Genomic DNA, 19,594 nt, shown 5'->3' with positions numbered 1-19,594 from the left:
TTTGGTGGTATGCGGTTATTTGTTTTTCTGAATTTCGCTTAAAGCCCGCGATGCCCGCGCTGCCACCCGCTGGGCGGCGCGGTCCAGATGAACCAGGCGGCGGCGTAACGCGATGATGGCGTTGGTGCCACCCAATGACGCCCCGAGATTTTTCCGCGATAAGTGGCCGTGCGGTTCATTTTTGCCGATGAAGGTGCTCAAGGTGGTATCGACATCCTCGCGCGCCCAGGCCAGCAGCGGTTCGGCGGTTTCGGTCAGTTCATCTTTGCGCATACGGAACAATACCCGCATCGAGGCGATTTCACTGGTCAGCATATAGTTGGCGATCAGAAGGTCGTTGAGGGCAACAAATGCCCGCCGGTCCATTTGCGGTTCATCCGACAGACGGCGGACCGTTGCCGACAGGTTGGCAAAGGTATCGTGAGCGCGCTTGCGGGCCAGCCGGTAATTCTGATCGTTGCGTTTAAAGCGCACGGCTTGCAGCACAAAACGGCGATCGGCATCGACCATACGGCGCACCAGCTTGGGGACATTGCTCCATTCCCAGCTGGGTAAAAGATAGCTGAACAGCCAGGCAATACCGGCGCCGATCAGGGTGTCGATAATCCGCTCGAAAAAGACGAAATGGTTTTCGGGGGCGAGGAAATAGAGTTGTAAAAGTGCGGTGACTGAAGCCGAGACTGAGGTTGCAACGAAATAGACCGGGGCAAAGGCATGGGCCGTGCCCACGGTGACGAAGGTGGGCAGAAACAGCCATGCCGGTGGCAGTAATCGCACCAGAATGGCGGCAACCACGCAGCCGATCACCGTGCCGATAATGCGGTCATTGCGGCGTTTTTTAGTGACGCTGTAACTGGCGCGCAGGATCAGTGCGGTGGTCAGCAGCACCCAGCCCGCATGGGCCACGGTGGAAACCCACAGTGTGGCGCCGTATGCACAGGTCATGGCCAGCGTGAAGCGGATGGCATAGCGCATCACCGGTGACGAGAAGGTGAACTGCGCCAGCAACCGACGCGGGCTGATGGTGTCTTTGGAGATGAAGGTGCTGAGATCGACCTTGGGCAGAAGGGTTTCGGCATCGGCTTGCGCTGTAATGGCCAGTGTCAGCCGCTTCATATAGGAAACCGCCCGTTCCAGTTTGTGCACGGTGGAACGTACAGCCGAGGTGGCTGCGGGTTCTTCCCCGACGGTCACAGCGTTTTCCAAAAGGCCGATTTCTTCATAGAGCAATTGAAATTCGGCTTCATGGCCTGAAAAAGTAATCGCGGCGCCGGGCATCACCAGCGCAAGGGCCAGTTTTTGGCAATCATCGGCCATGCCGGTGGCCAGAATCCTCAGGCGGTGCATGATCGCCGGTTTGATCGACTGACGTAAGGTTTCGATATCGGCGTCGCTTGATAAAACCGTGTGAAAGGCATCCAGCAGCGTGATCATCGCCGCCATCCAGCGCATGCGCCGTTTGCTGCGGGCGCCGACAAAGACCATGTCGCGGGTCGTCTGCAATTGCTCGATCAGGCTGGAATGGGCCTCCAGCAGCTTTTGCAGCGCCGGATAGATCGGAACGTTGGGGTGATAGATGCTGGCCTTGGCGGTAAGGTAGCCCGCAAAGGAGCGCAATGCCTCGGCCAGCAGCATGCGGCGGTTGCGGTCTTCCAGCCAGGCCCCGACGGCAAGGGAAAAGCAGGCATAGGCAACGCCGCCACCGGCAAAGGTCAGCATGTGCTGCCACAAGGGGCCTTTTAACGGCACCATCATGCCGCACAAAAGTGCCAGCACCAGGCCGACGCCCAGCGCAATGCCGCGCCGGCCATAGGCCGAGATCAGCCCGATGACAAAGCTGATGACCGCAATTACCGCCGCCATGACAAAAGGGGTGTGGGCGGTCAAAAGCGTCAGCGCGTTGAGCAGGCTGGAACTGACAATGACCATGAAGAAAAGGATCGACTTGGTCTTGAGCGGGCCGGGGTGATCAACCACACTGGCACTTAAAGCCCCGGAACAGGCCAGCACTGCAGGAAACCGGCCGAACACAATGCCGACGCTGAGGCCGACGAAGGCCATGGATAAGCCGACCCAAATGCCGGTCTCGATATGGGTCCGAAACAAGGCCCTGCTTAAGCGGGCGGGCAGGGCGATCCTGGCGGCAGTTTCAGTGTTCATGTGATACTATATAAGATAGCGGGCTTCGATGCGTAGGGACGGTAACCATATCCGGAGATACGTTATGGACAATGAAGAGCCTGTAAATGCCGAAAAGATGGACTGCGTTCAATTGAAGCTAGAGGGGCGGGTTCAGGGTGTCGGTTTCCGGGCCTTCGTCGCCGATCTGGCCCAGCGTATGGAGTTGAATGGCTGGGTTTGCAACCGGTTCGATGGTTCGGTCGAGATTCTGGTTTACGGCCCCACCACCAGGGTGGACACGTTTGTTTATACATGTGTGCATGAAGCCCCGGCACCTGCGCGTGTTGACCATCTCAATCTGCGCCGCGCCAGCCCGCCGCAAAGCCCGGGGTTTACGCGCCGTCCGACATACTGATCGGTGCGAAATCGACCGGACCGAACACCGTGGCAAAAGCTTCGGCCAGCGCTTCATCGGCATCGGCAAGGCTTGTCGGCCGACCCAGTGCCGCCAGACTGGTGACGCCATGATCGGCAATGCCACAGGGGACAATGCCGGAAAAATCCTCCAGATGCGGGGCGACGTTGAGGCTGACGCCGTGAAAGCTGACCCAGTGGCGGATGCGCACACCAATGGCGGCAATCTTGTCTTCGCGCCCATCGTGGGCAACCCAGATGCCGACCCGCCCTTCGCGGCGCTCGCCAACCACGTCCAGCAGAGCCAGTGCGCGAATCAACCACTCCTCCAGATCATGGACAAAGGCGCGGACATCCGGCCGGCCACCACCGCGCCGGTGCAGATCAAGCATAACGTAGGCCACGCGCTGCCCCGGGCCGTGATAGGTATATTGTCCGCCCCGACCGGTTTGATAGACCGGAAAACGAGAATCGATCAGATCGCCTGGCTTGGCGCTGGTGCCGGCGGTGTAGATCGGTGGATGCTCGACCAGCCAGACCAGCTCCGGTGCCGTTTGTGCGCGGATGGCCGCCACGCGGGCCTCCATCGTGGCTACAGCCTGCGGGTAATCAGTTGCACCGAGGCTGATTTTCCATTCCGGTGCTGTTTCGTGGGTTTTAAGCATTGTCGTGTCCGGTGTTAACGCGCCATAAAGCATGTCTGGCATAAGGATCATTCTACCACGAAAGAAGTATGCGGCATGGCAACCAATCTTACCAATGTCAAAGTTGAAATCTCGGTGGTGCTGGGCAAATCCGTCATTCCCATGCATCAGTTGTTGCGCATGGGCCGCGGTGCGGTGATCGAACTTGATTCCCATCAGGACGATCCGGTGCTGATTTTGGCCAACGATAAACCGGTTGCGACCGGAGAAATCGTGCTTCAGGGCGAGAAAATATCGGTCTCAATCAGTGAATTGTTGAAAACCTATCAATAACAAGTGCTTGTAAAATGAAGGGCTAAGCCCTCGCTGCGGCATTTTTTTGAAAATATCTGACACCAAGATCGTTTTCCTGCCTTCACAAAGGCGTAGAGCATGTGCTACATCGCGCCACCCCATGCAGATTTGCGGTCGTGGCGGAATGGTAGACGCGCTAGCTTGAGGTGCTAGTGGGGCAACTCGTGGAAGTTCGAATCTTCTCGACCGCACCAAACTAAAAATAAACCCTTGAAAATATTGAATTTATTTTCGTTCTGGCCCCACGTTTTGAACGGGTGGGGCCATAGAGTATCGCGCATCTGTTCCTGTGAGACGCGCAGCTGCACCCGCTGCAAGACGCTTGCGATTTGCCTTCTCTGTATAAAGTGCAGCCATCTGCGGCGTCAGCCAGCCGAATAGTGCCATGAGTTCGTTGACCGTCGCGCCGCGTTCAGCCCAGATCGAGGCCGACAGCTTGCGCAGGCCATGGGCTGATTTGTCTTTGATGCCTGCGGCGACGCAAGCAGCCTTGAACATGTTGCCGAAGCTTTCCTTGACCAGCGGTTCTCCGCGCTCGCCACAAATAAACGCAAGGTCGCTGATCGGTCCTTTTTGCAGGGTCTCTGCCAGTTCAGGCTCGATCGGCCGCGCGCATTCTATACGGCGCTTGTCGCGTCCCTTTTCGGTGATAAACACCAGCATGCCATCCCGAATGTGCTGACGCCCCAGCGTTACCGCGTCGCCTCTTCGGACGCCCGTGTAGAGCAGTACGTGTAGCCAGACACGCTGTCGGGTGCCTTCCGGCCAGTAGGCTTCATATTGGGCGACGTCTTCCCGTGTCCACGCCTTAAACCCTTCGGTCTTCTTGCGTGTGGGGTAGGTAACGCCTGCTGTTGGATCTTTATCTGTTATGCCTGCGGATACTGCCCAGATGAACATGCCTCGCATTGCATCAAGAAAGTTGCGTGCCTGTGATGGTGTTTCCCGGCGCCGGTTCTTGCCATCTTCAATGTCCAGTTTCGTGATTTGGGCAAATGGCTCGTGCCCCGCGGCTTTCATAATGTTGCCGAGGATGTTTTCCCGCTGCCGCCGCGTAGCTGGTGCCAGATCCAGCCATGATGTCGTTTCGCGATATCGGTCGTAAAGCCATTCTAAGCTGCCTGTCGATTTGTATCGCGCTTTATTTTTCGGTGTTTTCTCACCTGCCAGTGCAGCCAGATATTCCTGTTCGAATTCCGGTGTGCCGTATGCGTTCCAGATGCGGATCTTCTTGCGCGGAGGCTGGCTGGAACGAACATACCAAACTGTTTTGCCGTGTCTGGTGATATAGCGGTGCAGGTGAATAGGGCGCGGGCGGGGCATATCCATAACTAGAGCATGATCCTGCGTGATGAAATAGGCGGAACGGACTGCACGCTTTCCGGCATTATAGGCATTGATGGTACAAGGCGGATTTTGCCATCGAGATCAATTTCGATCGCCCACGTTCCTTTCGCATCCTGTATGGCTGCCATGGCTCTGCGAATATCTGTTTTGGTAAATCGTGCAACGCGGTTAGTCATGGTCCGCCTCGCTGATAACGGTTTGTGTGGTGTCGTGCGGTGGCATCGCTATGCGCGTGATAATTATGCCAGTGGCGTAGAGCGTAACTGCTGCGCTCAATGCTGTGGCTATCACTGCGCGGCCTAATGGTGTGAGCAGTGTGGGGCGGTATCGTCTCATGTGTGCGCTCCCGCTTTGTTTGGTGCCATAAAACTTTGCAGAATGGGTCTTGGTGGCAATGCGGTGTCGGCCAGCCGGTCGGTGAGGATTTGAAAATCTTCCTCGGTCAGGACACGTGTATTCCCGGCGCATTCAAGATATGCGGAGAAGTGGTTATCGCTGGCTTCAACATGCAGGGTGATCGGTGCGTTCATTTTGTCACCGCCGCGGCAAGTATCTCCAGTGCCTCCGCCATGAACCATGCGGAAACAAACAGAACCAGAAGCCCTAAAGCGTCCATCACATCGCGTGCGGTAATACCTGTCATGCCCGTGCGCTCCGGGCTGAACGCGGCACAAAGCAGCCGGTTATGCGGCCCGAAATACGGCTGACATGGTGCTGAATACCTGTGATGTCATGCAGGAAGCTGAAATCATCGAATGCCAGCAGTTTGCCGAAATCGATCGGGCAGCCATTTGCGTTGGCGGCAGACAGATCCATCTCAAGGGAGAGTTTATCGCAGGTTCTGCCCCCGGCCTTATAAAGGCGTACCGCACGCGCTACGCATTTGCGGATCAGTTCGGCTGTAACGGGATCTCGTGTGAATTTGACGGGCTTCATGCTGCCACCTCATGACTGAGGTGGGAGACATCGTGAGGGGCCGCAGTCTGCCTTGCGTATTCCCCTGTCAGCGTTGGGGTGTGATAGGTGGCGGTATGGACCATTTTGATTTCCCATTACCTGTAAATTGAACAGTTCATGAGAATTATGTTCGCATAGTGCGAACATTCGTGTCAAATATATTCGCATTATGCGAACCATTGCAGAACTGTAAGTCTGCTAAGCAGAATCAAACAATTGCTAGTGGAGTTCTATCTTGTGGTTTTCTTCTAGTGATAAACCTGTGATTTTGTAGTGCATACAAAATAAGTATAAGTAATGAATCTCAAAATGTACGTAATTAAATATATTGTGTATCATTATGTGTCATTTTTAATGTATAATCTATTTTCCGTTTTCGTTTGAAAGTGTTTTTATAATAATAATCGCTTGCTTCTTTTGGTTGTCAGTCAATTTAGATAGTATTTCTAATATTTCATTATTTGAATTTGATGGATGTCTTAAAAGTGCGTCCCAATCAACGCCGATAGCTTTAGAAAATTCTTCTAGTACGTCTTGGTTCCATCGCCGTTTTCCATTCACATACTCACTAACTTGCCCCTTATTAAATGGCGTTCTGGCAACGATATCTGACTGTTTTAATCCCTTATGCGCAATCCATTCCTTCGCAAACCAATTGCGACGAGGAATTTGCTGAGTGTTTGTGTCGTTTCGCATGTTGCGAACAATAAGCGATGCGCTGTTAATGGTCGTTACGCACATAGCGAACTTTTCCCTTGCACAAGTGTTCGCACTGTGCGAACTGTTTGGCTATGAGTAATAACAACGCCCCAAACGAAATCGCGAAGCTCCGCTCAAGCCTTGGATTGAAGGTTGGTGAGTTTGCAATCCGTCTTAATTGCTCCAAGGGGCATGCTTCAGACCTTTGTTCTGGTCGCAGACATGTAACGATGGCTATCGCAAAAAGGCTTGAGATGATTTCTGGAAAGCCATGGCATGTTTGGATGTCGCTTGCGGCACCATTAGCAACTTCTAACTCCCAATCCTCAGACCAGTCAGGAGCCCCCGCATGAGCCGTGAGGATCGGGCAGGGGTGCAGTTATCTGACGAGGCGTATGGCCCGTGGGCGATGATGCTCGTGCGTGAGGTGTCGGTGCGGACTGAGCCGCTACGCTGCCTGATCGTCTGGCAGATGCGGCAGAGCCTCCGCCTGCGGGCGTGGTCTGCCTCTGTTGGTAAGGGCATCTGTATCGCTGCCGCTACGCTGTGTTTTGGTATCCACCGGCGCATTTTCCCCCGCACCCATCTGTTTTGCCGCTGGGCTTTTGCCTGCCTGCGCTGTGCTCAACGCTGCCACCTTGCTGCAGCGCACTGGCACCGTGGGCTGGCGGCTTTGCGGATCAGCAGTTTCTCGCTGTCGGTCCAGCCTGTGGAGGTCTGTCCGCATGACCGGGTCTGATCCCTGTTTCTTAAGTTTGCCTTTGGCTCACGCGTTCCCCCTCACGCTGTGAGCCAGACCCTCCGGCGGTATGGCCCGCACGCCGTACCGCCGGAGGCATCCTTTTGTTGTTTTAGCTTATCGTATGGAGGCCCTTGTGATGTCCGGAAGTAAAGCTAGCCGCCCTTCGCGGCGGTTTCAGCCGGAACCATCCGGTTCGGTTATGGCGTTTGAGCCGATGAAGCCGCGTGTGTATGGCGACACCAAGACGGTGGTTGCCGCGGCGGTCGGGCAGGGCGGTGGTGCCAAGGCCGTGGCAGACTTCCTGCAGCGATCCTTATCGGTGGTCTATGGCTATACCGATCCGCTGGTCGAGCGCAGTGACCTGTCCCTGGATCAGGCGCGTCGGATGACGCAGTACCAGCGTGTGACAGCCTTTGCCGAGGATCTGGCCACACTGGCGGGCGGTTCGTTTGTGCCGGCTGCGGGTGCTGCGGATAAGTCGATCAGCGAATACACGGTTATTGCCAACCGGGATGTGACGCATCTGGTTGAGCTGCTGATGGCGGCACTGGAAGATGGCCGGATTGATGAGGCCGAGCAGACCGCCTTACTGCCGGTGGTCGATGATCTGCACCGGGATGTTACCTCTTTGCGCAACCGCCTGCGGGCGCAGGGTGGCACCATCACCGCAGGAGGCCGTCATGGCAGATAAGCTCCGCACCCCGGCACCGATGCGCCGCGGCCTGATGCATGGCTTTGTGCCAGTGACTGGTCTCCCGTCCGGCCCGGCGTGGGCCCCTGCATGGACAACGGCCCGCGAACTGGCCCGTCAGCGGCATCTGCGCCTTGTGCTGGCGTTGCGGGTACCTCGTAATCTTTGCAGCCCACTGCCTGACCTGATGCTGAGGCGCCTTGTGGCGCCGGGCAGGGCGTAATGTCTGATGAGGGGATCCGTTCATATCCGGTTTGGTCCTGTGGCGCTGGCACGCTGTGTCGCAGCCAGAGGCTCAGCTGTATCTGGGGCGAGGCTTGGCGGCATATTCCGCGTGCCGCTGCGCAGAAAGCCGGGTGATGCACCATGCGCCGGGATATCTGCAGCGCCTGTAACCCGCCGGTGCCCTGTTTTAGCGAATTTACCGGAGAAGCCCATGTCCGCATCTGTTCCGGCACCACAGCCCATTGCTGTGCAGCCGATCGACCAGCTGATGGCGCGTCTGTCGCAGATCTCAGGCACGGTCTCGGCCATCCGGTCGACTTACGACGACACCGCCCATCGCTATCTGTTACCGCCACGGGATATGGAGAACACCCTGTGGGCGGTAGAGGACCTGCTGGCGCAGGCGCTGGAAGCGGCCAATCAGCTGATCTGACAGGCTCCGCAGCGTCCGCCGGCATACCTGCTGGCGCATCTGGTGACGCATCTGCCTCCGCGGCGTTGTCGCCTGGGCTGGGGCCGCAGCTATCACAGCTCAAAGGGCCAGTGTCACACCCGCAAAGGTCTGTGTCACAGCAATGCCTGCCGATGTCACACGAACATTCCGGCATGTCACAGCAAAACCGGGCTGTGTCTCAGGCGTTTGTGCCAGTGTCACAGGTAAAACCGGCTCTGTCACACGCAAATCACCCCGTGTCACGCGCGGATCATCTGTTGTTACACGGACATTCTGCCAGGGTGTTTGCTGTCATCCGGGATTACCGCAAGTGTCCGCGACCGGAGATGATGACCTGCCACGGTCTGTTTCCGGTCTGGTACGGAAGTATCACCGGTTCAGGCATGGTGCGTTCCGTCCCGGTGGTGAGCCCGTACCGAACTGGTGGGGAACCGGTGGAGAACCCCTTACCCACCAGTGGGGGAATGCCTCCGCTGACGGATGCTGCAGGCGGGGTAGCCACATCCTCCCTGCGTTCGGATCTGCGCGCGCCGCAGGCGCTGTCGCACAGATGGCCGGATAGGCCATGGCATCCGTCCCGGTCGCCTCCTGTGCCGTGGCCTGTACCGAGGGCTCCGGCTGGTCCCGCACCGCAGGTGCCAGTTGCCCCGGAACCTTTTGCCGTTTGTGTTTCTTCCCCTGATCCAGTGACAGCCTCTGACTGTCGGCTGCCGGAAAGGCTGTGACCCATGTCACGTATACAATCCGTTCCTCCCGGACATTTGTCCGATGATGCCAGTACCCCGCATTGCCTCCGTCCTGCCGGGACAGCGTGCCGGCAGGTACCCATGTCTGAGGATGTGCTGGTATCTGCGCCGGCGTCCCGGCTGGCGTCCGCCCGGCTGGCAGCCGGCACCGTCTGCGGTATGACAAAAGGCCAGATCCTATGCCAGATCCTATGAATGATGCGCTACCCCGGCCCCTGGTGCCGGCCAGCCTCGATCTGTCCGATCTGCCGGGCATGATGCTGGATATCGAACGCTTGCGTAAGTCGAAAGCCTGGCTGAAGGCCAAGCGCCGCCCCGAACTCGGCTTCTACATGCTGAACCTCTGGATGCGGGCCTTCCATGAGCGCCCGGCCGCTTCGATCGAGAATGACGATGATGTGCTGGCCGATGCCGCAGGCTGCCATCCGCGTGACTGGGAGGATGTCCGGGCGGAAGTCCTGCATGGCTGGGTGCTGTGCGCAGACGGGCGGCTCTACCATCCCACTGTAGCCGAGAAGGCGCTGGAGGCTCTGGCCCGGCGTATCGGCTACAAGTTCGGCCGGGAAGAGTCCCGCAACCGGCAGGCCCGCCACCGTGCCGAGACAGAAAAGAAGCCTGCGCCTCCGCCCTTAAGCTTCGTCGGCTGGCTGTCGCAGGAGGATCCGGCCGTTGTTCCCTATCTGACGGATATCGAGCCCTATCTGGCCCGGAGCTTACGCGATGAAGTTGGCCCGGGATCTGGCGGGCAGGGGCCTGTCACGGTGACAATGCCCGATGTCACGGTGACAAAGGCGGATGTCACGGTGACAAACCCCGATGTCACTGTGACGTCACAGGATGTCACAGGCAAAATGCCCTTTAAGATGAAGTTACAAGATGAAGGTGAAGGTAAAGATGAAGTTGAAGATGAATTTATAGAAGATACATCCTCACTTCGTTCGGATGTGTGCGCGCCGCCACAGGCGGACGTCGCACCCGCACTATCCCCCGGAGATTTTTCTGAGCATTTTCCCGCATCAGAGCCCGAACCATACCCGTCACCAACAACACCGCCAGGAGCCAGCCAGGTTCCGTCACAGCCAGATGCAGCCCTGGTCCAGGCCAAAGCCATGGTCCCGGACAGAGCCCAGGCTTCGATCACGCCTGTCAGCGATCTGGACGAGGCTGTGAATGCCTACAACGCTGTTGCCACCGCGGTGGGCTGGCCGGTGGCGCAGCTCATGACACCCCGGCGCCGGGTCATGCTGAAGGCCAGATTGCGCGATGCCGGTGGCCTGTCGGGCTGGCAGCAGGCGATGGACCGGGCCCGGGCCTCGCCCTTCCTGCGGGGCGATACCGGCCGTGACAAGGCGCACGCCAGCTGGACACCCGATCTCGATTTTTTTCTGCAGCAAGGCGCATTCACGCAACTGATGGAGGGCAAATATGACAACCGTGGTACCCCTGACGGATCCGCAAACCAACATCCGGCGGATATCGCCGCACGTCGCCTCATTGCCCGGATGTACGGCGGAGGGGAGGTCGAGTTTCCGGTATGAGCATGACCGGGCGACCAACACCTCACGGCGGGTATTTGTGCCGCCGACGGAGGCCGAGCGGGCGGATCTGACGGCCGTGGTAGGCAATCTGGAAGCCCGGCTTACCCCGGCGCCACGGGGTGTCTGCACGGCGCTGCTGCGGGTTTTAAGCCACATGCCGGTGCAGCGTGGCACGCGGGCCGGTGCGGACAGCTGGGATCAGTTCTTCCTGCAGGCGGAGTTTGATCTGAAGGGCTTTTCGGTCAGCCATCTGTCCGAGGCGGTGTCTGAGCACCGGCGCACGGCGAAGTTCTTTCCGACCATCGCGGAGCTGCTGGCGATCTGCGACCGGCTGCGGGAGACGGACACCTGCCGTCTGCGTCGGGCTAAGCTGTCGCTCAACGGGCCACAGGCACCCGCGACACAGCTGCAGAGCCCGGCTCTGCCACCTGTTCCGGCTCCGGACCGTCAGGGCCAGCGCAGCAGCCCGCCACGCGACTTCCGTGCCGCCTATGCTGCGCTCGCCGTACAGCGGGCAGCACCCGCCAGCACGTGAGTGAGCCAGGACCAATGCCGGATCTGACAGGGCAGGAGGAAGCAACACCAAAGCCCGTCACCACCTGAAACGCTGCCCGCCATGCGTCAATGGCGGGGGATTGGGCGCTGTAACGCCCGAACCCGGCGAGTGCGACCTCGCCCCGAAAACACCCCCGGTCGGTGATGCCGGCCCGCCACCCGCGCACGGGCGGCGCAGGGGTACGCAAGAGGCTGTATGAGTGCAAGAGTAACCATTGCCGGCGCACGCCGGGTGAAGAAAATCGGCGATACTCTGCTGATTTTGGGTGATACGCAGAAGGTGATGAAGGGACTGCAGGGCCGCTTCGATGTGATCGTTTCGGATCCGCCCTATGGAATCAATTACAAGCCAGCCAGTACCAACAGCAGTCTGTGGCGGGATGTGAAGGGCATCGTCGGCGACGACAAGCCTTTCGATCCGCAGCATATGCTGGAGGCAAAAGTGCCCACCGTTCTGTTCGGTGCGAATAACTTTGCCAGTAAATTACCGGACAGCCGGGGCTGGCTGGTCTGGGATAAGCGCCCTGGTATGCGGCCGATGAACTTCAGCGACTGTGAGCTCGCCTGGTCATCCCTGGCAAAGCCGGCCCGCATGATCCGCTATCTGTGGAGTGGCTCACTGCGTGGGCCGGAAAGCAAGGATCCGCACTGTCATCCGACCCAGAAGCCGGTCGAGGTCATGCGTCAGCTGATCGAGTATGCCAGCAAGCCGGGGCAGGTGATCCTTGATCCCTACATGGGCAGTGGCACCACCGGCGTGGCCGCGCTACGTGCCGGCCGTATGTTCATCGGCATTGAGATTGAGGAACGCTGGTTCGCCAATGCCGTCCGCCGCATCACCTGCGAGATGCAGCGGTAACTGTCAGATCCTCGCCTCCACAAACACAAAGCCCGGTCAGAAATGGCCGGGCTTTTGTGCGGCTGCTTGTGGTCCTTTGCGGAAGGCCGTGTCCACATAAAGCATTTTCGGAACATTCCGCCAAAGCGGGCCGGCGATGAGAGCCCCGCTTCTCTCCGCTGCTCTATCGCGACAGAAACGCCATAGAACGTACGTTTTGCAGGCCTAAGGACTTTCGCCGCATTGCCACCAGATACTGCAAGCTGGCCAGAAACTTCCTCGCTGCCGTTCAGCTCGTGACTACCGTCTGCTTCTGGTTATGAGACCAGACCCTAACATTGGTCAACTGTTGCCGTTTTTGATCAACTCTTCGACTGAGCCGACCCAAGTCATTTCTAAAGCTTTGATCTTGGAGTACTGCATCGGCACAGTTCCGTTGCAGCACAAGCATGAAACAATTTCGACGTCATCCTTCTTGATGTAGCGCGCAAGCTCGGTTTGGTTTTGCAAAAGCAAGTTTACACGATCCAGATGGCGTTTCAGTTTATCGCGCTTCCCGTGGGTTGTTGTTTGGCCTTGGTACTCCGAGAGCATCTCAGCAATTTCGGAATAATTCCGAGCGGATTGGAGGGACTTGCATTCCACGATCAGTACGTTGTTTCGATCTTCACGCCAAGCTAGAACGTCCACGTCACCATAGTCGATATCGAGCTTTCTATTCAGGATTTTTGTTAATGGTACGTTGCCTTCTACCTGCCACCCGTTTTCGGTAAACTGCTCTACTACGGACGCCTCGAACTGGTGACCTTCATTGGCGGCACCCCACCAGTCATTTCGCATCTCTGGTGTTTGGAAAAAAGTCTGGTCGAAACTGCCCGAGTAGGCTCCAGAAAAGAGATAAGCAAAGCCCTTCCGCAATGAGTAGGGCGGCATCAATAGAAGGGGATCGTCCGCGTCATCAAGTTGAACAATTGGCCGTACTACAAAGGATAGCCTGCGTCCAAATCTCCACGGATAGATATCCTTGATGTCGAAACCTTTGGGTACTCGATCCCACCTTGGTCGCGATGCAAGGCAAAACTGTTTCAGAAAGGCCTCGGTAGCGTTCTGATCCACTGTGTCGCCAACGGTAGCTTGGATGAACTCTGATCTCCTTAGTTCTAGGGTCGGAGTTTGTTTTTTAACCGCGATGTCCTCAAGGCTTTCAATGATATGGCGCGCTTGATCAAGATCAAATCCCATCTCTGCCGCCCAAAGGTCCAAAAATTGCTGATTGATTACATCTTTCGCTTCTGGAACGACCTTCGGTTCCTCATAGTTTTGCTTTTGTTTTGGCGCGATCTGAACAAAACGGTCTCCCAAGACACGTTCTAATAGCGGTTCGACAACCAATTCACCAAAGTCATTTTTGAAAAGGATATCCCCAAGCCCTGAAATGGTTAACTCTGGTTGAAGCGCGTTAAATCTGATGGCATCTGACAGTCCTCCTAGGTGCACGACCAGGAGCGCTTTTGATATGAGTCGAGTTAACGACAGTTCGGTCGGGCGCGTTGTGCCTTCAATTGGGCACATGCAGACACCCATCTCCGTAAGAACTTTACTTGCAATTTCTGCGGCTGCATATGTTGAGGATCGGTGAGCATACTCCCGAAGTGTTTCTGCGCTTCTGCCGTGAAGGCCTAAGATAGCTGCGGATGTTCTTCTCCAGTGGTCTTCCTCTGTGTTTGCCTTTTCGATATTCCTAACGAGAATGTTCATGAACTTCCGCCTTGGAAGTGTTTCTAGTTCACTCTTTATGTCGTCTATCAAGAAGTCGACCACCTTGTTTAGAAATAAGGTGCACGCCTTCTGACCTTCAACCTTCGCGCCATCTGCGGGATTTCTTACTCGCCAAGCCAGGCCAAGCCTAGCAATGCCATCATCAATTTCATCTACCGAGACCAATTTTTCCGGCAAAAGTTGACGGACGTAATCCATGAATCCTTGCGACTGGAAGAAATGGAAACTTCTTGCATCATCATTCGGGACCACGGCGTTCTCTAAGTCATCGAGCATCCCCTCAGGAATTGTCCCCATTATCATCTCAAGAAACCCAGTCAGCATCACTCTTGCAACGACACGTTCAGCAATGTTCTCGGCTACTCGGAACCCGTCAATGAAGCCCTGTTTGAAGGTTGCGGTCGCGCAATGCTTTTCATGAAGCATCTCGACACGGCACAACGCCTCTAATTCAGTACGTTTTGGTTTGGCCTTGTCGCATTCAGGGATCTCAGAATCCAGAAACACAAGATTAATTCGCAAAGGCGTAGATGTGATTTTTTCTTCAAGCTCTCGGTCAATGACTGATCCGATCCGGTGCAACCATTCACTGGCCATCTTCCAAAGTCCGTATTCGATGTTTTTATCGGAAGAGTTGGGAGTGCTTACACTCAGCCAAAGATGCGCATTACCTTCAAAGTAAGATGTAAGCTTGCCATCTTGCACATCCTTCATAGAGGTATACAGCTTTCTTGCCCCTTCGCTCTCAAAAAATGAGACTGGAAAAGGTCTCAGCACTACATGGCGCCTGCCAGCCTCATCGCTGGCACCATGCTTGTCGTATTCGCTATATGCTTCTGCTCTGACATCTCTAAGCATGTTTAGCGGTGGGGTGAGCATCAAAGGCCGATCTGTCGTGATGGGCTCCGGCGGCAATTGTGCATGTGGGACGAAATGCCCATTGTTGCGTCGTACCCATCCTATCAGATTGAGAACACCGTTAAGATTGACGATGTTGACGCCTCGTCTCTCTACCGCCAGCAAACCATCCTGAATACGCCAGAAATATTCAGGCTTCATATCTGACATCCAACTGACGCAAGCGAGATCCGCAATCGAGATGGATTCAAAATGCCAGTTTTCTCGTTCTACATCGAAGTGGCGCGTCTCATAGCCCATGCCCCAGCCTCCGCCAACTAGTAGCGTCATGCCTGCTTGGAAGCCTTCTTTTTTCTCGAAGCAGTCCATTGACTTCAGCATGTCTTCTTGAAGGGCTTTAGTTACGCTTCCGTCATCCTTGAAGACGCCCGTAAAACCTCCATCTACATGCGTTCGAATGCTTGGCAAAAAGAAGTGGAGGGATATGAAGTGGCCCTCATCGAACTGAAAACCGAATGCGGAGACTTGGTGCTGATTGACTTTGCGCCAGCACACGGGAGCTCTTGTTGGCCCCCCGAACAATGGTGTGTCGTACAGCAATGCGGAAAACCTATTGGCCAACATTTTGTCGAAGGCGTCTTCTAGGCCGTTTCTAAAAATTTCTCTGATCACGTACTCTCGCATAGCAATCGATAGACTGGTCGGAAGAACGACAGTCACAGCTTCGCTATCAAGAATGGCAAGAGGTCTTATGTGCAAAGTCGTCTGAGATGCTTGTTGCTGACCTATTTCTTCTTTCCATTTCGGATCGAATAGAAATGGGGCGATATCGTCGGGCTTAACGCTCCGCGCATCCAGAGCTTCGAAGGGCACACGCACAGTTTTAACTAAGGCACTTCGTCCTGGAAGGTAACGCCTGGACAAGGCCTTTTGCGGCTTGTCATCCCCTGTTTGATAGCGCGCAATACCTGAATTTTCACATACAATTTCAGAAATGGTCAGGATTGCATCGACACACTTCTTTATGCTTGCCCAGTGACCTGTGTTCGGCATCGTTTGCACAATATCGTATACTATCTGGGTGTAAAACCCGGCGGATTCCCAGAGCCCTTCAAGAATGCGGTAGTCTGTAGTATTGCCAATAACTAGCGACGCAAAGACGTCTTCTGCCGGGTCCTCCCCGAAGGCTGCTTTGGACTTTCCAATCGCATAAAACCAACGCACAGCTTGACCAATGTGGGCCTTCTTTTTACCTTGGCAGTATCTCCAAGCCAAAATAGCGAGAAGTTCAAGCCTAAGACAGTTTGATTGATACTTTGGTATGGTCAGGAGGCTCGCAATAAGCGGGACAGCAATTATTGGGTCATAGCCGCTTAGGTCCCGAACAAGTGCTTTATTTTCTTTGGCGACGTCATCAAGGCTCACAGCAAGAGACGACCACTTTTGCTGTTCCCCAAATAGCTCTTGCATCTTGGCGAATGCCTCTTTGCGCGTAAATTCCGTCTCTTGTTCATTACCCATAGTGAAACTATCGCTGCTGTTTGTCACAATGACACTCTTACTACGTTTTAGCTTCAGCGTTACATGATGTTTGGGGTATGCCACGCCAAGGTTGCTCTGTAGCGTCCCTAGCCAAGGCCAATCTCAGGATTGGGCCGGAATCGCTGGTAATCCAAGGCATGGACGCACCAGAAACCATGTCCGCTTTTAGCGCTAAGCGGAAGCATATTTAGGCTGGTTAAGCCCTGCTTCGGGGCACACTCTACCGGTTCACCGGACTTTCCTAATCGAAGGTCTCAATCGCGCCAATTCCAGACGTTTATCGCCCTAGCAATTGTCCACACCGAACCAGCACTAGTCGACGTAACCTAAGTGGCCTGAAAGGTATTTGAGCTTGGCCTTTGCGGTGGTGAGCCGGTCGGCTATCTCTTGGTTCGTTGGAGTTTCCCTCAGTAGGCGGAATAATAGAATTACCTCCAACATCTGAATGCTGAACGCAATCCGGCTTGAGAAATTTGGCACCCCGAGATTGAGGGCTTCCCAATATGCGTTGTGAATTGGACTTTCGTAATACGTAATCGAATCGAACTTCTCTGGATCGTAACCGAGTTTGACGAGCATTTGCCTAACAGTACCAGGAAGATTTTGGCTGAATTCCGATAGATCTGAGAGTAAGTTGCTGAACCATTGGACGCCGTTTGAAATATCCTCAAGACACTCAAGCGGTCCCCTATCGAACTTGAACACCATGGCCAAGTCGAACGAAGAGCACCAGAGTGCGTTCGTCACCTCCAAATTGCGTATATAGATGAGTTCCTCCTCGACAATTCGCTCTATGACTTCGTCAGGAGTTTGGAATGCTCTTTCCGCCCATTTTGCCTCGTGTTCCGCTTTCATTTTTTTGAGGACTTCTACGGTAAACACATTCACATCATTCGTCTTAACGTGATGTCGGTGACAAAGAACCAATAAGTTTGAAGGACCGTAACGCTCGTCGTCCGACATGTTCGGGTTGAACCGCTCCCCACCCGCGTTGGCTGCTTCGATATGGCAAATTTGTGCAACAAAATCGTTGTCATCGTCGACCAAAGGGTGCGTACAGCCGGGAAACGCACACTGATTTCCGGTCTTTGAGAAAAGAACTCGCACTGTTTCTTTCGAAATCGCCTTTCGAGCCATCGCTAATTCGATCCTTCGCCCAACGTAATTTGCTTCAAGCCACCGTATCCCCACACGACGAACGTCTGAAATTGGCACATAGTGGAAGTTCCGCAGAAAGTACCTGTACCCTAACCATGTGTACGTTCGTGAGTTCCGCAAGATCGTTGGTGGCTTATAGGTTATCCCGGATATGCTTCCTGTAGCGCGGTCATCAGCTCGATCTCTTCCTGACGGAGGATGCCATCGGCAAGGATTAGTTTCTTGGCCGTTTTGACAACGTGGCGGATTTCGTCGTGCCCCTGAAACTTCAGGCGTTTGACGGCATGATCAAAGGCGTTCAGGTCCGGCCAGATCGCGCGGATATAAGCTTCGACCACAGACCAATCAATGTTGCCGGATGTGGCATGTTCATCGACATAGCGCATGATCACCTGAACTTCTTCGTCGTGTAGATGGCTGTCACAAATTGCCAGGGCGGCCAGTATCTGAATGCCTGGGGTGGAGCGCTCCAGCGCCTCGGCCGTTGGGCTCTTGGCTGACAGGGCCGAAAAATATTCAAAGGGGTGGTCAAATTCTTCGCCGGTTTCGGCGTTGGTCGCTTCGGCGATGCGCCTGGCCTGGAATACCCGTATTGCCTGGCGCTCAAAGCAGTAGGCGGTAAGGGATAGCTCTTCGCCGGTATAGCCCAGCCCGCGCACCTGAATGCGGCGCCGGCTTTCCTGCTCCTGCCGATCGACATAACGGATGATGAAATGGTTTCCGATGACGTCGAACTCAATCCGCTCTGCCGCAGGATCAGCATCATCGTCTTCCGGCAGAGTGGCGATGAAGTCGCTCCAGCACTTCGGCGGGCGTTTTTTACCAACCTGCCTGCGCAGTAAATCCGAAATGCGGTCAATCTCACTCATGCTAACCCCCAAGATACAAAGCAGAATCTGATTTTATGAAATTCTCCCGTATAAGGTTACCGTCTCAGGGTTGTGATGTCTGTTACTTTGTGGCTCTTATGGTTGCATCTTGATTTGTAGCTACAATGTTGCTACATTAATACGTCCTATATTGGGATTCTGTTAGCGGAGTGTGCCATGTTGAACCTCCCCCCTGCGCCTGAAGACCGGGCGCAGAATGATGATATGCTGCGGACCCGTTTGCCGGGCGCGTTGAAGGCGCGTGTCGAATCCGCTGCAGCCGTCCTCGGGGTCGAGGTTTCCGCTTTTGTGCGCCGCTCGATTGCGCGGGAGGCGGAGGACGTTCTGGCCGCCCAGACCCGCTATGACATGTCACCCGTCGACGTGGCGGTCTTTGCTGCTGCGCTTGATGCCCCACCGTCGCCTACGCCCGCTGCGCTTCGTGCCGCCCGCCGCTATCGTGAGCGGGTCGTTCATGCCGACTGAGGGTATTGGTGAAGATCAAAGTCCGATTGAGATCCGCATCTTTGATCCCGCCGCACATGATCGCAGCGCATTCAATTGTGGTGTGTCCCGGCTGAATAACTTCATTTTGCGTACCGCCAGAAAGCAGCAGAAGGGTGATCTGGTCCGGGTCTATGTGGCCGTTCACCCCGGTGAAAACCGCGTGCTTGGCTATCATGCGATCAACGTTTACAGCCTTTGCGCGGATACGCTTGGCGCATTAAAGCCGCATGCCACGCCACCACACAACATGCTGCCGGCGGTCTATCTGTCGATGATTGCCATTGATAGACGCAGTCAGGGGGCCGGGTTGGGCAGTATTCTGCTCGATCACGCCAAACAGAAGGCCCTGAAGGTTGCGGAGGTCGCCGGGGCTTACGCCATGGTTCTTGATGTCATCAATGACGATGGTGCAGCTGAGGGGCGGGTAGCATGGTATGCCCGCCATGGCTTTCGGTCGTTTCCGGATGCTCCGCTGAAAATGTTCCTGCCAGTTGCAACTATCCGCCAGACCTATGCCGGGCTAGACCCTGCGCCGGATCCTGCGTGACGGTATCCG

General features: G+C 55.5%; 20 protein-coding genes, 1 tRNA gene and 1 pseudogene. 13 read left to right on the top strand and 9 right to left on the bottom strand.

The genetic code is table 11. The annotated features are described in order from the left end of the window. Positions 1 to 15 precede the first annotated feature (15 nt). Positions 16 to 2,160, bottom strand: coding sequence for an FUSC family protein (locus ACZ5RI_RS11035; RefSeq protein ID WP_464513003.1), 2,145 nt, complete (start codon positions 2,158 to 2,160; stop codon positions 16 to 18). A 64-nt stretch (positions 2,161 to 2,224) separates the two neighbouring features. On the opposite strand from ACZ5RI_RS11035, the gene ACZ5RI_RS11030 reads away from it, so the two are divergent. Continuing rightward, a complete protein-coding gene (locus tag ACZ5RI_RS11030; RefSeq protein ID WP_464512999.1) occupies positions 2,225 to 2,536 on the top strand; it encodes an acylphosphatase in 312 nt (103 codons plus the stop codon). On the opposite strand, the gene lipB is transcribed toward ACZ5RI_RS11030, so the two are convergent. Then, positions 2,514 to 3,233, bottom strand: coding sequence for a lipoyl(octanoyl) transferase LipB (lipB, locus tag ACZ5RI_RS11025; protein WP_464515590.1), 720 nt, complete (start codon positions 3,231 to 3,233; stop codon positions 2,514 to 2,516). The two genes, ACZ5RI_RS11030 and lipB, sit on opposite strands and share 23 nt — an antisense overlap. A gap of 42 nt (positions 3,234 to 3,275) precedes the next feature. Here lipB and ACZ5RI_RS11020 point away from each other — a divergent pair, with 42 nt between their 5' ends. Continuing rightward, on the top strand, positions 3,276 to 3,512 hold the full coding sequence (locus tag ACZ5RI_RS11020) for a FliM/FliN family flagellar motor switch protein (RefSeq protein ID WP_464512995.1): 237 nt from the start codon (positions 3,276 to 3,278) through the stop codon (positions 3,510 to 3,512). A gap of 131 nt (positions 3,513 to 3,643) precedes the next feature. Next, positions 3,644 to 3,727: transfer RNA gene (locus tag ACZ5RI_RS11015), tRNA-Leu, on the top strand. 31 nt (positions 3,728 to 3,758) lie between these two features. Here the strand turns inward: ACZ5RI_RS11015 and ACZ5RI_RS11010 are convergent. From ACZ5RI_RS11010 to ACZ5RI_RS10995, 4 genes are all read right to left on the bottom strand, one after another. Continuing rightward, entirely contained in the window at positions 3,759 to 4,862 is a 1,104-nt protein-coding gene (locus ACZ5RI_RS11010) for a tyrosine-type recombinase/integrase (protein ID WP_464512992.1), read from the bottom strand. A gap of 350 nt (positions 4,863 to 5,212) precedes the next feature. Next, a complete protein-coding gene (locus ACZ5RI_RS11005; RefSeq protein WP_464512988.1) occupies positions 5,213 to 5,410 on the bottom strand; it encodes a hypothetical protein in 198 nt (65 codons plus the stop codon). A 109-nt stretch (positions 5,411 to 5,519) separates the two neighbouring features. Then, complete coding sequence (locus ACZ5RI_RS11000) at positions 5,520 to 5,816, bottom strand: DUF6874 family protein (RefSeq protein ID WP_464512984.1); 297 nt, start codon at positions 5,814 to 5,816, stop codon at positions 5,520 to 5,522. 384 nt (positions 5,817 to 6,200) lie between these two features. After that, positions 6,201 to 6,578: a helix-turn-helix domain-containing protein gene (locus ACZ5RI_RS10995; protein WP_464512980.1), complete on the bottom strand. Its 378-nt coding sequence runs from the start codon at positions 6,576 to 6,578 to the stop codon at positions 6,201 to 6,203. Positions 6,579 to 6,885: 307 nt separating this feature from the next. Here ACZ5RI_RS10995 and ACZ5RI_RS10990 point away from each other — a divergent pair, with 307 nt between their 5' ends. From ACZ5RI_RS10990 to ACZ5RI_RS10955, 8 genes and pseudogenes are all read left to right on the top strand, one after another. Continuing rightward, positions 6,886 to 7,275, top strand: coding sequence for a hypothetical protein (locus tag ACZ5RI_RS10990; protein ID WP_464512976.1), 390 nt, complete (start codon positions 6,886 to 6,888; stop codon positions 7,273 to 7,275). A gap of 139 nt (positions 7,276 to 7,414) precedes the next feature. Next, on the top strand, positions 7,415 to 7,969 hold the full coding sequence (locus ACZ5RI_RS10985; protein ID WP_464512971.1) for a phage regulatory CII family protein: 555 nt from the start codon (positions 7,415 to 7,417) through the stop codon (positions 7,967 to 7,969). Beyond that, on the top strand, positions 7,959 to 8,192 hold the full coding sequence (locus ACZ5RI_RS10980; RefSeq protein ID WP_464512967.1) for a hypothetical protein: 234 nt from the start codon (positions 7,959 to 7,961) through the stop codon (positions 8,190 to 8,192). The genes ACZ5RI_RS10985 and ACZ5RI_RS10980 overlap by 11 nt, the downstream gene beginning before the upstream one ends. 213 nt (positions 8,193 to 8,405) lie before the next feature. Next, positions 8,406 to 8,627, top strand: coding sequence for a hypothetical protein (locus tag ACZ5RI_RS10975; protein WP_464512963.1), 222 nt, complete (start codon positions 8,406 to 8,408; stop codon positions 8,625 to 8,627). A 946-nt stretch (positions 8,628 to 9,573) separates the two neighbouring features. Further along, positions 9,574 to 10,932, top strand: a complete 1,359-nt coding sequence (locus ACZ5RI_RS10970; RefSeq protein WP_464512959.1) for a DUF1376 domain-containing protein — start codon at positions 9,574 to 9,576, stop codon at positions 10,930 to 10,932. Between the two features lie 37 nt (positions 10,933 to 10,969). Continuing rightward, complete coding sequence (locus ACZ5RI_RS10965; RefSeq protein WP_464512956.1) at positions 10,970 to 11,467, top strand: hypothetical protein; 498 nt, start codon at positions 10,970 to 10,972, stop codon at positions 11,465 to 11,467. A 216-nt stretch (positions 11,468 to 11,683) separates the two neighbouring features. Continuing rightward, on the top strand, positions 11,684 to 12,346 hold the full coding sequence (locus ACZ5RI_RS10960) for a DNA-methyltransferase (protein ID WP_464512954.1): 663 nt from the start codon (positions 11,684 to 11,686) through the stop codon (positions 12,344 to 12,346). Between the two features lie 149 nt (positions 12,347 to 12,495). Then, positions 12,496 to 12,648, top strand: a pseudogene (locus tag ACZ5RI_RS10955) (transposase); the annotation flags it as partial. A 19-nt stretch (positions 12,649 to 12,667) separates the two neighbouring features. Here ACZ5RI_RS10955 and ACZ5RI_RS10950 read toward each other — a convergent pair. The 3 genes from ACZ5RI_RS10950 to ACZ5RI_RS10940 form a co-directional block, all read right to left on the bottom strand. After that, positions 12,668 to 16,510 (bottom strand): anti-phage protein Upx, encoded by a 3,843-nt coding sequence (locus ACZ5RI_RS10950; RefSeq protein WP_464512952.1) that lies wholly within the window; start codon positions 16,508 to 16,510, stop codon positions 12,668 to 12,670. A gap of 306 nt (positions 16,511 to 16,816) precedes the next feature. Then, a complete protein-coding gene (locus ACZ5RI_RS10945) occupies positions 16,817 to 17,641 on the bottom strand; it encodes a hypothetical protein (protein ID WP_464512949.1) in 825 nt (274 codons plus the stop codon). 161 nt (positions 17,642 to 17,802) lie between these two features. Next, entirely contained in the window at positions 17,803 to 18,531 is a 729-nt protein-coding gene (locus ACZ5RI_RS10940) for a tellurite resistance TerB family protein (protein ID WP_464512945.1), read from the bottom strand. A 177-nt stretch (positions 18,532 to 18,708) separates the two neighbouring features. Here ACZ5RI_RS10940 and ACZ5RI_RS10935 point away from each other — a divergent pair, with 177 nt between their 5' ends. Together ACZ5RI_RS10935 and ACZ5RI_RS10930 are read left to right on the top strand one after the other, a co-directional pair. Then, on the top strand, positions 18,709 to 19,017 hold the full coding sequence (locus ACZ5RI_RS10935) for a type II toxin-antitoxin system TacA family antitoxin (RefSeq protein ID WP_464512942.1): 309 nt from the start codon (positions 18,709 to 18,711) through the stop codon (positions 19,015 to 19,017). Beyond that, positions 19,007 to 19,585: a GNAT family N-acetyltransferase gene (locus tag ACZ5RI_RS10930; protein WP_464512938.1), complete on the top strand. Its 579-nt coding sequence runs from the start codon at positions 19,007 to 19,009 to the stop codon at positions 19,583 to 19,585. Before ACZ5RI_RS10935 ends, ACZ5RI_RS10930 begins: the two co-directional genes overlap by 11 nt. The last annotated feature ends 9 nt before the right edge of the window (positions 19,586 to 19,594 follow it).

It is taken from the genome of Micropepsis pineolensis (genome assembly GCF_055392125.1).
The sequence above is the reverse complement of the archived record's forward strand: the minus strand, read 5'-3'. Positions and strand labels throughout refer to the sequence as shown.

Bases quoted from the DNA above. Each gene is read 5' to 3' on its own strand.
- ACZ5RI_RS11005 (WP_464512988.1), bottom strand. From the start codon at position 5,410: ATGAACGCACCGATCACCCTGCATGTTGAAGCCAGCGATAACCACTTC.
- ACZ5RI_RS10975 (WP_464512963.1), top strand. From the start codon at position 8,406: ATGTCCGCATCTGTTCCGGCACCACAGCCCATTGCTGTGCAGCCGATC.
- ACZ5RI_RS10935 (WP_464512942.1), top strand. From the start codon at position 18,709: ATGTTGAACCTCCCCCCTGCGCCTGAAGACCGGGCGCAGAATGATGAT.
- ACZ5RI_RS10985 (WP_464512971.1), top strand. From the start codon at position 7,415: ATGTCCGGAAGTAAAGCTAGCCGCCCTTCGCGGCGGTTTCAGCCGGAA.
- ACZ5RI_RS10970 (WP_464512959.1), top strand. From the start codon at position 9,574: ATGCCAGATCCTATGAATGATGCGCTACCCCGGCCCCTGGTGCCGGCC.
- ACZ5RI_RS10980 (WP_464512967.1), top strand. From the start codon at position 7,959: ATGGCAGATAAGCTCCGCACCCCGGCACCGATGCGCCGCGGCCTGATG.
- ACZ5RI_RS11030 (WP_464512999.1), top strand. From the start codon at position 2,225: ATGGACAATGAAGAGCCTGTAAATGCCGAAAAGATGGACTGCGTTCAA.
- lipB (WP_464515590.1), bottom strand. From the start codon at position 3,233: ATGCTTTATGGCGCGTTAACACCGGACACGACAATGCTTAAAACCCAC.
- ACZ5RI_RS10945 (WP_464512949.1), bottom strand. From the start codon at position 17,641: ATGGCTCGAAAGGCGATTTCGAAAGAAACAGTGCGAGTTCTTTTCTCA.
- ACZ5RI_RS10930 (WP_464512938.1), top strand. From the start codon at position 19,007: ATGCCGACTGAGGGTATTGGTGAAGATCAAAGTCCGATTGAGATCCGC.
- ACZ5RI_RS11000 (WP_464512984.1), bottom strand. From the start codon at position 5,816: ATGAAGCCCGTCAAATTCACACGAGATCCCGTTACAGCCGAACTGATC.
- ACZ5RI_RS10995 (WP_464512980.1), bottom strand. From the start codon at position 6,578: ATGTGCGTAACGACCATTAACAGCGCATCGCTTATTGTTCGCAACATG.
- ACZ5RI_RS10990 (WP_464512976.1), top strand. From the start codon at position 6,886: ATGAGCCGTGAGGATCGGGCAGGGGTGCAGTTATCTGACGAGGCGTAT.
- ACZ5RI_RS10940 (WP_464512945.1), bottom strand. From the start codon at position 18,531: ATGAGTGAGATTGACCGCATTTCGGATTTACTGCGCAGGCAGGTTGGT.
- ACZ5RI_RS11020 (WP_464512995.1), top strand. From the start codon at position 3,276: ATGGCAACCAATCTTACCAATGTCAAAGTTGAAATCTCGGTGGTGCTG.
- ACZ5RI_RS11035 (WP_464513003.1), bottom strand. From the start codon at position 2,160: ATGAACACTGAAACTGCCGCCAGGATCGCCCTGCCCGCCCGCTTAAGC.
- ACZ5RI_RS11010 (WP_464512992.1), bottom strand. From the start codon at position 4,862: ATGGATATGCCCCGCCCGCGCCCTATTCACCTGCACCGCTATATCACC.
- ACZ5RI_RS10960 (WP_464512954.1), top strand. From the start codon at position 11,684: ATGAGTGCAAGAGTAACCATTGCCGGCGCACGCCGGGTGAAGAAAATC.